Source organism: Caryophanon latum (assembly GCF_001700325.1).
Lineage (GTDB): Bacteria > Bacillota > Bacilli > Bacillales_A > Planococcaceae > Caryophanon > Caryophanon latum.
This window is the reverse complement of sequence record NZ_MATO01000052.1, coordinates 1-13,573: the sequence shown is the minus strand read 5'-3', so window position 1 is coordinate 13,573 and position 13,573 is coordinate 1. Positions and strand designations below refer to the sequence as shown.

Here is a 13,573-nt window from a genome sequence, read left to right as displayed (position 1 = left end):
AACATGCCCTTCCTATTGATTCAGTGACTTTTTCAGTGCCCTCCCTGTAATGTGTTCAAGCTTCTCTAATACGTCGATTTGACTGTTACTTAAATTATCTGCGATTACAACTTTATAGCCATTTTCAATTAATGCTACAACTGTATGTGAACCGATAAACCCTAATCCACCTGTTACTAAAATTGCCATGCTTAGTCCTCCTTATCTTGCACCAGATCCCGTAAAGACGATTTTAATCGTATAAAAAATAATCTTTATATCCAATTTGATGCTTTGCTTTTCAATGTATTCCATATCCAGTTCATACTTTTCCTTTGGCGTAATATCATAACCACCATTTACTTGAGCCCAGCCTGTTACACCTGGTTTAATGTAAAGGCGCTGCTTAAATCCGGGAATTTCTTGCTCAAATTGTTCGGTAAATACATCACGTTCTGGACGTGGACCAATTAAGCTCATATCGCCTTTTAACACGTTAATGAGCTGTGGTATTTCATCAATGCGCGTTTTACGAATAAATTTTCCAACACGTGTTACACGTGCATCATTTTTCGTTGCCCATTGTGCACCATTTTTTTCTGCATCATTGACCATAGAACGTAACTTATAAATGTTAAACTTTTTTCCATTTAATCCAACGCGCTCCTGAATAAAAAACGCAGGTCCTGTTGACTCAGCTTTTACTAAAATGCTAAACGTCAGTAAAATTGGAATCGATAAAATTAATCCAATTAAGGAACAAGAAATGTCAGTTACACGTTTAAATGCTTTATACAATTTACTATTATTCATTTTCACTGATGAAACGTTAAACGTTTTTTTACACGGTATCATTTCGGCGTCAACTTCCTTTAAATTTAAACCACTTATATTATTCATATATTTTTATTTAATGCCCCCTATTACTAAAGTTCAGCTAAAGATCGCCCACCACTTTTTCTTCTTCGCTTCAAGTGGCTCCCATAATAACATTGGCTTATTGGCAATAATTTGTTCATTATTTTCCAGCAGCATATCGACTGCATCCGCCATCTTTTTCTTCTCTAAAACATCTAATCCTTCGTTAAATAATGACGGTCTTGTCGTAACGTTATGTGCGTCTGAGCCGTATGTTTGAACTAAGTTTAGAGAGACTAAATCTAATGCTGTTTTTTGAACACTTTTACCGAAATGTCCACTTAAACTACCAGCCGTTACTTGAGACATCGCACCTAAACGAATAAGCTTTTCTAAACGCTCAGGTTTTTCTGCAATACCTTTATTGCGTTCTGGATGTGCGATAATGGGAATAATGCCCACTTCTAGTAAATCATAAATAATCGCTTTTGTGTACTGTGGAACATTACTTGATGGTAATTCTAATAATAAATAACGAGAATCCGCTAACGTTAAAAGCTCTCCGTTATTATATAAATCTACTATATTAGGCTGAATTCGAACTTCTTGCCCTCTATGAAGCTTTATATCAAATTGTTGAGCTAATGCTTGAAGTTCTGCCAATTGAGCTGTCACAGTAGTAGCAGTCACATTATATTGCGGGTGGCTCGCATGAGAAGTTGAAATGATGTGCGTAATCTTTTGCTGCTGTGCTTGTTCAAGCATTGCCATTGTATCCGCAACTTCTTTTGGACCGTCATCCACGCCATATAAAATATGTGTATGCATATCAATCATTGTTTATTCAGCTCCTTGTATATGTTGAAAACTATTTCTAGACACGAAGTTTTTTATAAACTTAAGAAAAGCCGACTACACTCGTGACGTTACGCATGAGATGAATTCGGCTTGACTGTTATGTTATCGCACGTGAAACAGAAACCTTTTTTCCCTTTTGCAAGTGTTCACTACTTGATATCGGTACTTTTTTACATCTTTTAATTCGATTCTGCTTGTCCGTAATATTGATAGTAGTAATAGTTATCTTTTGCTAATACGAAGTTGTTTAACACGACGCCTAAAATGTTCGCCTGTGATGCAACGAGTGATTCTTTCGCCTTTTGCACCATCGCTTTTTCTGCCTCGCCCGCTTTTACTACTAACACTGTGCCGTCACAGCGATTCGATAAAATTTGTGAGTCCGTTACCGATAAGATCGGCGGCGCATCAAAAATAACGAAATCGTACTGTGCTGTTAGTTCGCCAATTAGCTGCTCCATTGATTTAGAAGCAAGTAACTCTGCTGGGTTTGGTGGAATTGGGCCGCTCGTCATAATTGATAAATTATCAAGCGTTGACGGCTGAATTGCCTCTTCGATTGACACTTGACGCGTTAATACGTTTGATAAGCCTTTTGTATTTTTTAAGCCAAACGTATGGTGTACAGTCGGTTTACGCATGTCGCCATCTACTAGTAATACGCGCTTACCTTCTTGTGCATAAACAGACGCAACATTCGCAGACGTTGTCGATTTCCCTTCCCCTGGTGAAGAAGACGTCACAAGAATCGTTTTTAACACTTTGTCCGGATTGGAGAAGTTGATGTTCGTACGTAATGTACGGAACTGCTCAGATACGATCGCTTTTGGATTTTCTACTGTAATGAGCTTACGTGCAAGCGTTGCTGTTGTACGCTTTTTCGATTTCTTTTTCTTTTTAAAAAACATCTTTTTGCCGCTCCTTCCCTTTTATCGTTTACGTCGCGATGATTTTTTCTCTGCATCTTTTTCTGAGATCGGGCTAACTAAGCCGATTACTGGTAAATCAAGTAAATCTTCAATATCTTTTTCTGTTTTCACTGTCGTATCTAAATACTCAAGTAAAAAGGCGATACCGACACCAATCATTAAGCCTAATACAGCCGCAATTGCCATATTTAACGTTTTGTTTGGTGATACAGGTGCTGGATTTTCTACATGAACAGCTGGAGATAAAATATTGACGTTATCGACTTTCATTAAATCGATCACTTCTTCTTTGAACACGTCCGATACTGTATTTACGATATCTGTCGCTACAGCGTGATTTGCGTCCTGTACGCTAACTGACACGATTTGCGAGTTGTTCGCATTCGACACAGCAATTTTTGATGAAAGCTGGCTTGCTGTTAAATCTAAATCTAACTCGGCGATTACAATATCTAAAATAGCGGGACTTTTAATGATCTCACTATATGTATTAATTAATTGTAAGTTCGTTTGAATTTCAGACGTCGTTACTTGTTGTGACGGTGTATTTTGTTGGTTTACTAAAATTTGTGTCGTTGCCTGGTACATTGGTGTAATCATGAAAAAACTAATGATCGCTGCGATAATGATTGCTGCAATTGTCGTCACTGTAATTAAACCGATGCGCTTTTTCAACGTATAAAAAATGTCTTGTAAGCTAATTGTTTCTTCCACTGGCTTTAAATCTCCTTTTTGCTCTTTCTATTATACTTACGCGTTAATAATATAGCTTGATAACTGTTTACTATTTATCATTAACTTTCGTATAAGAAATATTGGCTACGTCGTCTCATTGTACTAGGAATGTCATTCGATTCCTCACGTTTGAAGCAAAGATTTTCTATTTCTTAGCCCCTCGTGCATGACCTTTACTATTTTACCATTTCTCCTACTTCATGTCTTGCAATTCTCAAATTCGTCATAATAAAACTCGTAAGGCTCGCCTTACGAGTTTTTTGTGCTATCGCATGAATCATTTCACTTATCGCATACGCTAAATAAGCCGTATCGATTGGCTATTTGATTTGATTTAAAATGCTTGCTTCACGTGCTTTTTTCGCCGCCTCATACTCCGTTACGAATGAGTTCGCGTACGTCGCATCGTAGCCGTTTTGCTGTAAGTCTGATTTCACAACAGCTAATAACGCATTAAACGCACTATCTGTATTCGCTTCAAGTGACATCGCAGCGCCGTAATACTTTTGGTAGAAGTATGCATACGATACCCCTTCACCACTTTGTTGCGACTGCACGTATTCACTTTTCGCCGTACCGATTAAGCTATTTAACTTCGCTGTTGCTTGCGACTCTAATGAATCAAATGAGCTTGCATATTTATTTTTAATGTCCGAAACAGTTGGCTTGCCGTTCGCCGCTGGTGGTGTCGATGGTGTCGTTCCACCTGACGTATTTGGCGCACTTCCTTCATTATTATCGTCCGCACCGCCCGATGTTTCACCATTAATTTGCGGCGTCTCATCTGTAGCTACCGTTCCATCGTTCGTCGATGCATTTTCACCTGCAGTCGATGCATCATCTGTCGTTTGCGTGCTACCGTCGCCCGTTGCTGTCGTCGTTTCACCGTTTTGCGTCGGTGTCACATATTCAATTTGTGTCGTTTCGCCTGTCGGTAATGTCGCAACGCCTTGTTCGCTCACTGTCGCCCCTGCTGGTAACGTCGTGTCATTCGCTACAACTTGTCCGTCCGGTAACGTCACAGTCGCTCCGTCTTCATTTACCTTCGCCCCAACTGGTAATGGTGTTGGTGTCGTTGGTGTCGTTTCTGTCGTTTCTGTCGTTTCTGTCGGTGCTGTCGTCGTCTTTTCTTCAACGATATTGCCGTCCGCATCAACAACGATTACTTTCCCGTCCGGCAGCTCCAGCTCGAAATGCTCCTCTAATACCGCATCTACGTTTTCGTCCGCTACATCATACGTTTTAAACTTCAAGAAGTATAATGCCGTTCCACCAATCGCTAAAAACATCACTAACACAATTACTAAAAACCATTTCCACTTCTTCATTGCTATACCTCATGTTTTTCGCATATTTTTCTCTTATTTTACCATAGAAATACGAAACTCTCAGTATAGAAATACCGAGAGTTTCACGATCTTAATTCAGTTGAATTGAAATCGTCGTGCTAAATTCTTTACCTGTATTGTTCACTACTACTGGAATATTAAACGTTTGTCCTTTTAAATCACCTAACGTATCGGCACCGCTCACTAAGCCACCTAAATATCCAATTGTCGAGAACGAATTTGGATCATAACCATTCACTTTCACGATCCCTAGCTGTTGCACGATACTACCGTATAAGCCCATAAATGACGCAATGCTCGCATTCGGATTTGCGATCGTTACGCTCACTGTGCTACCTGATCCTTGCACCGTAATGTCCGCATTGCTCACTGCCGGTCCGATTGCCGCAATTTTGTCCGCTAACACTTCTGCGTCCGTTTTCGGCGGTGGTGTCGGCTCTACCGGAGTTGTCGGTTGCTCCGGCACTGGATTTGTTGGAGTTGTTGGCTGTTCTGGCACCGGGTTTGTCGGTGTTGTTGGCTGTTCTGGCACCGGGTTTGTCGGTGTTGTCGGCTGCTCCGGTGTCGGGTTCGTCGGTTGCTCTGGTGCTACTGGTGTTTCTGGCTCCTCAGGCTTCGCTTCCTCCTGTAACTCCGCAAGCTTGTCCTCGACCGCCTTCACGATTGCTGCAACTTGTGGGCTTAACTGTGCTTTTTGCGCCGCACTTAACGCATTGTATTGCGCTACTAACGTTTCCACAACTTCTGCTGTTACGTCCGCAATGTTCACCGCATTCACGGCATCTTCAAACGCTTTCACTGCTTCATCTACTACTGGCGCTGTCGGTTCCTCTGGCGCTGCTTCTAACGCTTCAACCGTTACTAACAGCTTCGCCACTAACGATGCAAAATGTACGCGCTTCACTGTCCCTTTTGGATTGAACTCCGCCACGTTCGAAATGTTTAACGCATTTAACGCTGTGATCGCCGCGCGTGACTCTTCCTTCGCCTTCGCTAAATCCGTCACCTTGGAAGGCTTCCCAGCTGCTAATGCTACTAAATCTTGCCCGTCCGTCATTTGCTTCGCTAAACGGTTCACAACAAGCGCTAAGTTTTCACGCGACATCGTACCAGCCGTCATGAGCTTCCCTTCACTACCTGTAAAAATGCCTGCATCAAAGCAAAGCGCCGCAAGCTTCACAAGCTCCTCATCTTTATGGTTCACCGGCACATCGCTAAAGCGCGCTTTCGTATTCCAATCGGCTGGCACTGTTTGCCCTTCTACATTTAAAAGGTAGCGACCTAAAATTTTCACAACTTGCCCACGCGTAATTTCTGCATTCGGGCTAAATGTCGTCGCCGTCGTACCATTCACAATTTTTTTATCTACTAAAAGCTTTACCGCATCTGTCGTATCTTGCGCGTAGCCTGTTAAATCGTTAAACGCTAATCCATTTGCACTCGCAACCGGCGCCACAACCGAAGCCGTCATTGCTGTTGCTGTCAATGCTAACACATACTTGTTCATTCAAAGTTCCTCCCAAAATTCATGCTACCCTCACTATAAAGGATTTTTGCAAAAAAAAACACCATTACATTTGAAATGTAATGGTGCTGTAATGTTTGATGATGTTGTGTAATTATTTAATGTCTACTACTTTGAATTCTTTTACAGTTGGCTCTTCTGCAGGAACTACTTCACCTTCATCAGTTACTAAACCTTTAACAAGATTTAAACCTTCCGCAGTTTTTCCATTTTTAGCTAAATCATTAATAGCTGTTAAAAATTCGCCCTTAAACTCTCGGATTTTAGCTAAATAAACTGTACGTGAATAATATTTATCATTTGGTAATTTGATATGCGAGTAAGCAATAACTTTACCTTCAAACTTTTTCGCTCGTACAGCACTTAAATAAACTGTACGGCTCAGTTCGTTATACTGATCCTCATTTACTTCATCCTTAAATACAATACCTGCATAAGTATCAAATGTCTGCGCTTGTGTTGGCTGAGTAATACCTAGTACTGAAAATACCATTACTAACGCTAAAATAATTTTCTTCATTTTATTCCTCCTATTATTTATTTCATAATTAATAACTGAGCTTTTTTCACTTCTTTTAAATCCACATTTTCAATTACTCCTAATGCTGCATTGGGATCTTCTTCAGTGATAAAGAAAGCATATTCTATATCATTATACAATAAAGAATAACTCTTTCCATAATTTTCTTCACTTAATTTATTCAAATTTAATACAACTAAATATCCATTAGAAATTGGTTCTTCAAAGTATTCAATTTCTCCTGCTTGAAGGTCGCCTAAACTTACTTTTAAAATATCTTCTTCAAAGACTTTTTCATTTTCGCTATATAAAGGTAACTCTAAAGTCGTCTCATCAATATTCGTAAATGTAAGCTCTTCTTTTATTTCTTCATTGGAATAAAAATTAAATAAACCTTCTTCCTTAATATCGATTGCAGTTGTAGATTCTTTAACTTCTACAGCAGTTTCATCAGATGAATTTACTTCATCCTTAGGTACTTCGCTCTTTGCTTTATCGTCCGAGTTTACCGATTCTTCTGCGACTACATTAGCAGACTCTTCACTATTAATAACTTCTTTATTTTCAGTTATTGGCTCATCTAATGCTGATGTATTTTCTGTTTGTTCAACCGAAACTGTCGTATCAACAGTTTCAGTGAGTTCATTTTTGTTTTGCTCGACTTCTTCTGAACAAGCACTCAAAATGATTAAACATCCTAATAATAGAATTTTTTTCATATTAACTCGTCACCTTTACTGTTATTGGACTTTAGTAAAATACGCTACTTTACCACTTTTTGTGATTATTTTAAATTTCTTATCATTATAAACTTGAATTTGTCCATTTAAGTTAATCGATAAATCTTCTACTTCCATAGACATCCATCCATTATTCACTTCATAGTTTTCTGTTCCTTTATGTGTAGTAGGTCCAGATTTCAATTGTAACTGGACTGTTCCATTTAAAAAAGAAGCTGTAATTAACCAATTTATATCTTTATAAATATAGTTCGTCGTCCAAGCTCCTTCTAAAGAGTTAGTTGTCATTTGATTATTTACAAAAAAAGTAAATATCCTATCTTCTATAGTTTTTAATCCTTGTTTCGATTCAAATCCTGCTGGAATCGTTAATGTGTAATACTCGTTCACCTTATAAGCATCTTGAGTAGTTACTTCTAAAATACGTCCGTCAATTTCATTAACAGTAACTATAATCGGAACTAATTCTCCAGTTGAAGATTTAAGCTCAATTTTCTTTAAATTTTCTGGCGCATTTAAAACTGCTGTATTTAATGAAACTGTCCATAATTTTTCCGCGGTTACATTTTGTTCAGCTGCATCTACATGAAGTTGTTGAACACATACTAACATAACTAATAACATAATAACCATACTTACTATTTTTCTCATTAGTTTATGACCTCCTAATTTTCATTACCTAATTAGTATAACATTTCCTAACAATACAAAAAACCATTTCCCTATAAGAGAGAAATGGTCTTTTGCTTAAAAATTTAAAGATTCATACTTACTAACAATTAGAAAGTAATTGTATATTCAGTACCTTCAGTTTCACCTTCGTTAACTAAAGTAACTGTGTAAGTTTTACCTTGTAAGTTTTCGATTCCAACTTTAGATAATTCAGCTAAAATTGCAGAAACTGCACCATCTTTAGTTAATTCGATTTCAGTATCGCCAATAATTGCTACTGCATCTTTATCTAAAGAAGCGTTTTTATATTGCTCAGCGATTGCTGCTAAATCTTCACCTTCTGCTAATTTAACAGTTACCGCGTTGCCTTCAATAACGATACGGTCATTTGTAACTGATGCTACTAATGAAGCATCTTTAATTGCTGTTGGAATGAAGATTGACCCAGCTTCTACTTCTTCAGCTGTAGCTGTAGCTTGTCCTAAAACTACTCCATCTTTATCTTTAGCAATATATGTTAAACCAAGAACTGGATTTTTAACATCTACTGCAATAGTATTATCTGCTGAGCTATCAGCGAATGGTTCAAAGTCTAAAGCTGGTACTACAGTATCTGCTTTAACTGTAGGTGGTGTTGTAGGATCTACTGGATCTACTGGATCTACTGGATCTACTGGATCTACTGGATCTGTTGGATCTGTTGGATCTGTTGGATTTGTTGGTTCAACAGGAGCTGCTACACCTGCTGCTGCTGCTGCTGCTTTTAATTTCGCTAATGTTGCAGCTGGAACTGACTTCTTCTGATCAGTAGTTAAAGCATTGTATGCATTTACTGCTTTTTGTACAGATTCAATCACTTCTTGCTTTTCTTCTTCAGTACCTTCTGCTAAAACTTTAGCAATATCAGCTGTTGTTGGCAAAGAGTTGATACTTGAAGCTACATCTGGTGCTGCTAATTTAGCTTTTTCAGCATATGCTGCTAATTTAGAAAGTTTATCAGCATTAACTAATAACTTTTGATTATTGTCTAAAGCATTGTATGCTGCTAATGCTTCTGCGACTTCAGCTTGTTTTTCTTTAACATCTGCTAAATTAATTTTTTCTGCAATCGCAATTGCTTTTTCCACCGCGTATGCTGCTGCATCATCTAAAGCCTTATCATACTTGATATATTCAGTGATATTTTCAGAATCAGTATGACCTAAGAATTTGCCTAAATATAAGCTTTCAAGCGTTGCTCGCGCATACTTTATATCCGCCACATAGTCTACGTATGATAACTTAGCTACTTCTGATTTTGTACGGTCAAGACCAACTGACTTAACTCCATTGAACTCTCCACCAAGAATTAATCGATCTAAATGACGGTTTGGAGCTAGACGATCATTTGATTCTAAATAAGTATAAGTAATAGTTTCTGCTACTACTTCATACTCACCTGTTAACACTGTACCATCTAATGCTTTAATACCTTTTGTTACAGATACTACGTTAGAAGAATCACCGAATGCTTTATCGTTAGCAAATGTAATTACTACTTTTTCGTAGTCATTTGTAAGACCATCTACATCTTCTAATTTGATTGACTCAACGTTTGCTAACTCAGATAACTTTGTACCATTTAAAGTCCAGTTGTAAACTGAAGTTAAATTATCGTTACCCGCAAAGTTAACTGCTTTCGTAAATGTAATATCTAAACGGTCTTTCTCGTTTACATTTACAGCATCATATGCAATCACACGGTTTTCATAAAATTCTTTTGTTAATGGGTTTTTATTTTCATTAGAAACGATATGGAATGGACGTTCGATCACATTTGCAACTAATGAGAAATCTTTTGTTAATGTTGCAGCAGTATTTCCGATGTCATCTGATACTGAACGTACTACTACTTTCCAGTTTGCATCATAACCTTCATCAACTAAATCTTGTAATGTTTTACCAGTTGTAGATACTTTTAATACTGAGTCGCCATCTTTATCTGTAGCTGAGCTATAGCCATCTACTTGAGCTGCAATTACAACTGCTTTACCATTAATATCTTTACCTTGGAATTCTACTAATACTTTTGGAACACCATTTTCTTGAGTTGTAGAAGGTGTATCTCCTGCATTATCTTTTAGTTCTAATTCGTTTTCACTGAATAGTTTAACAGGCTCGTTTAAGAACACTTCAAACTCATTTTTATCTTTCATTTGTTTAATATCATCAATTACTGGTGACGTATTATCAGCAGAATTTAAAGCTGAACCTTCATAGTTTAAGTTTAAGTCAAATGAAGAGTTCATAATACCGTTTGCAGCGTTCTCAAATGTACGTGCATCAATATCAAATTTGAATTGATAGTTATGGAATGTATCCTTATCGTTGTTGAATAAATTCGTCCAGTCTTGTGTTAACTCAACTACTACTTCATTTACTAAACCTTTGCTGTCTGAAGCTTGTTTAGCAATTAATAATGGTTTTACTTCGTCTTCATCTGTTTGGTCTGTTACTAAAGCTTTTAAAGCCGCTGCTTCTAACGCTTTTAAAGCTCCACCATTAAATACTTTTTCGCCAGATGTTTTACCATCTACTGTTAATTTTTCCAGTGTTACCCAATCTTTATTTACTGCATCATAAACGCGTAATGTTTTATTGAAGATATAGCTTAACTGTGCAATAGCTTTCTCTTCATTCTTTTCTTCAATCTGTTTAAGTGTTAAATCAGTTGTATTTAAAGGTTGGAAGATGTTAATAACTTCTGAAGCAGCATTATCTTCTTTTAACTCTTTAATCGTATCTTCTAAGAACTCTGTTGTAACACCAAAATCTTTATTGAATGTTACACGGAATTGTTCTGGAGATTCAACTCCTACTGTTGCTGTCGGTGCAGTTAAATCTGCAAACACATTAAAGTTTAACGTTTGTGTAGTAGAGTAGTTTGCATTATCTGTTGCAGCAGCAAAATCTCCTAACTGAGTTACAGTAATTGAGTGCTGACCTGCTTGGAAGTAACGTTGCTTACCCTTATTATCTTTCTTAAGAGTAACTGTTGCTGTATCACGTTTATCTACACCTGTTGCTGCATCAAACTCACCAAATTCTACTTCAAATTCTGAGTTTTGAGCCCAAACACCATCAATTGAGAATTTACCCTCATCTACTGCTTCAGAGAACTTAAGATCTAATGTACGTAAATTCGATACCGTTACACCTGTAAACTCTGGTTTACGTGAATCAGTTAATGTGAATGAACGGTCGTTAAGTGTTTCACCGATGTCTACAACTAACTTCACCTGCGCATTATCTTTTAAGAAGTTGTTTCGATATTCAATTCGTGCTTTTGCTTCCTCTGTGTATTTACCATTATCATCTTTAGCTACTACATTTCCTTGAGCATCTAATAACTCGCCTTGTGTATTATGATTTGCAACTTCTTTAGCTAAAATTACTTCAATTGCTTTATCATTCCCCGGTACTGAAGCTAAACCAATGATTTCTTTGTCAGTAAAAGCACCTTCAAAAGAGTTATTTTGCTCAACTGTAAAATCAACATCATCTTTAAAGATTTGACGGAATGCATTGATTTTTTGATCAAACTCTACTTTGAATGTTCCATCTTCTTCCGTTTGAACAAATGTCGCTGGTGATACTGGCTTATCAAAGTAAATTACTACGCGGTCAGCTTGGTTAGACTCAGCGCCTAAGAATGTTAACGCGTTTGGATCTAATACTGATGCAGCTGGGATGAACTTAACAGTTGTTTCACCAACAACTTTACCGATTAAATCTTTGTAGTCAGTTGATGCTTCGATTACTTGTGCAGTAACTTTAGCGATTAATTCTTTTGAAGAGAACTCAGAAGATAATACAACTTGACCTACACCGTCTTGTACAGTTACACGGTTAGTAGCAAGGTTACCGAAAGTAGTACCGATTTCTAATACCATGTTGTCAGCGTTCGTATCTACTTCACCTAAAGAGTTTAATAATTCGAATTTGATTACTACGTTGTCTGCACCGTCAGCTACTACTTCAGCTTCTGCTGCTGTTACGCGTAATTCGAAGTCTTGCGTTACTGATGGCGTTGTGAATGATTGAGAACCGAAGTCTACTGCTTCGCCATCAACTTTTACGTCAGCTACTGCTACAGTGTACTCAGTGTTGTACTCTAAACCAGATACGTCTAAAGTAGCTACAGTTTTATCTTCAGAAAGCTCAACGCCGTTAACTACTGCGCCTTCGATTGTGAAGTTTTCTGCTGTTACTTCGTCAACTGGTGTGTTGAATGTTACAACAACTTTCGTTTTGCTTAATGCTTGTACTGATTCGATGCCTGGCTCATCATTTTGAGTGTCAGCTAACTCGATCATACGAGCTAAGAATGAAGCGAAGTGTACACGTTGCGTGTTGTTTTTTGGTTTGAATTCTTCTGCGTTAGAAACACCTAAAGCGTTTAAAGCTGCGATTGCTTCGCGAGCTTCTTCTTTAGCGTTTGCTAAGTCAGATACGTTGTTTTCTAAGCCTTCAGCTAATTCAACTGCTGTTTTACCAGTTAATTGGCCGATTAAACGGTCTAAAATTAATGCCATGTTTTCACGAGTAGTGAAACCAGATGGATTTAATACGTTACCGTTACCTTGGAATACGCCAGCTTCTTTAACTAAAGCAGCATATTTTACTAAGTCGCGGTCAGTACGATCTACAGCGATGTCTGAGAATGATTGCTCAGTTGCCCAGTTTGCTGGAGCTTCAACGCCTTGTGCTTCTAAGAAACGACCGATCATTTTTACTGCTTGTCCGCGAGTAATGTTTTGAGCTGGCTTGAATGTGCCGTCTTCAAAACCGTTAATTACGCCTAAGTCAGCAAGGAATAATACTTCCTCTTGTACCTCTGTTGCGTAAGAGCTAATGTCTGAGAATGTTGTGTCTGCAGCTGATGCAGCTGGTACTACAGCTGTTGCTACTAATGTAGCCGTCGCAGCAGTTGCTACGAATTTTTGATATTTCTTTGGTTGGTTAGCCATAGAAAAATTTCCTCCTCTAAGTTCGAAAAATTATTATGTTTATGCACGCAAAAAAAAGCGATAGTCTAAACAACTACACATAAAAGTATAGTTCTACTACAAAATGTTGTCAATCGTAAAATGGAAAACGCCTTTCGTGCGGCTCCCGAATTGCTACTGTTTGTAGGTGCAACTTTATTTTCGTCTATTTCGCGCGTTATTTCAAGTGATATCACTGTTTTGTTACATCGTTGTAACGTTTGTCATAGAAGGTTCATGTAAGTAACATCGTTTTTCGCTCTTACTTTTCACGCTCATTGCACCGAACCACCTTGTTGCGCCGCTGTTAATGAAGCGAAAAAAGCCCAAGCATAAATAAAGTGTACCCTTTGTAAAGGACATTTTGAAAAAGAGCTAGCC

At 37.9% G+C, this 13,573-nt stretch carries 11 protein-coding genes; all 11 read right to left on the bottom strand.

Going from position 1 to position 13,573, the window contains the following annotated elements:
- Nucleotides 1–12 precede the first annotated feature (12 nt).
- The 11 genes from A6K76_RS16550 to A6K76_RS12585 all read right to left on the bottom strand — a co-directional run bounded on the left by A6K76_RS16550 (nt 13) and on the right by A6K76_RS12585 (nt 13,174).
- Nucleotides 13–189, bottom strand: a complete 177-nt coding sequence (locus A6K76_RS16550; protein ID WP_083995436.1) for a GDP-mannose 4,6-dehydratase — start codon at nt 187–189, stop codon at nt 13–15.
- 12 nt (nt 190–201) lie between these two features.
- The gene (locus A6K76_RS12630; protein WP_066465647.1) at nt 202–834 is read right to left on the bottom strand and encodes a sugar transferase; all 633 of its coding nucleotides are present in this window, start codon (nt 832–834) and stop codon (nt 202–204) included.
- Nucleotides 835–912: 78 nt separating this feature from the next.
- Nucleotides 913–1,674, bottom strand: a complete 762-nt coding sequence (locus A6K76_RS12625) for a tyrosine-protein phosphatase (RefSeq protein WP_066465646.1) — start codon at nt 1,672–1,674, stop codon at nt 913–915.
- A gap of 200 nt (nt 1,675–1,874) precedes the next feature.
- The gene (locus A6K76_RS12620; protein ID WP_066465643.1) at nt 1,875–2,603 is read right to left on the bottom strand and encodes a CpsD/CapB family tyrosine-protein kinase; all 729 of its coding nucleotides are present in this window, start codon (nt 2,601–2,603) and stop codon (nt 1,875–1,877) included.
- A gap of 21 nt (nt 2,604–2,624) precedes the next feature.
- Complete coding sequence (locus A6K76_RS12615) at nt 2,625–3,338, bottom strand: YveK family protein (protein ID WP_066465640.1); 714 nt, start codon at nt 3,336–3,338, stop codon at nt 2,625–2,627.
- 341 nt (nt 3,339–3,679) lie between these two features.
- Nucleotides 3,680–4,687, bottom strand: coding sequence for a hypothetical protein (locus A6K76_RS12610; RefSeq protein WP_066465639.1), 1,008 nt, complete (start codon nt 4,685–4,687; stop codon nt 3,680–3,682).
- A gap of 91 nt (nt 4,688–4,778) precedes the next feature.
- Entirely contained in the window at nt 4,779–6,215 is a 1,437-nt protein-coding gene (locus tag A6K76_RS12605; protein ID WP_066465638.1) for an S-layer homology domain-containing protein, read from the bottom strand.
- 112 nt (nt 6,216–6,327) lie between these two features.
- Nucleotides 6,328–6,753, bottom strand: coding sequence for a hypothetical protein (locus tag A6K76_RS12600; RefSeq protein ID WP_066465636.1), 426 nt, complete (start codon nt 6,751–6,753; stop codon nt 6,328–6,330).
- A gap of 17 nt (nt 6,754–6,770) precedes the next feature.
- On the bottom strand, nt 6,771–7,472 hold the full coding sequence (locus A6K76_RS12595; protein ID WP_066465635.1) for a hypothetical protein: 702 nt from the start codon (nt 7,470–7,472) through the stop codon (nt 6,771–6,773).
- A gap of 21 nt (nt 7,473–7,493) precedes the next feature.
- Nucleotides 7,494–8,144, bottom strand: a complete 651-nt coding sequence (locus A6K76_RS12590) for an Ig-like domain-containing protein (protein ID WP_066465634.1) — start codon at nt 8,142–8,144, stop codon at nt 7,494–7,496.
- A gap of 128 nt (nt 8,145–8,272) precedes the next feature.
- On the bottom strand, nt 8,273–13,174 hold the full coding sequence (locus A6K76_RS12585; RefSeq protein WP_066465630.1) for an S-layer homology domain-containing protein: 4,902 nt from the start codon (nt 13,172–13,174) through the stop codon (nt 8,273–8,275).
- Between the last annotated feature and the right edge of the window lie 399 nt (nt 13,175–13,573).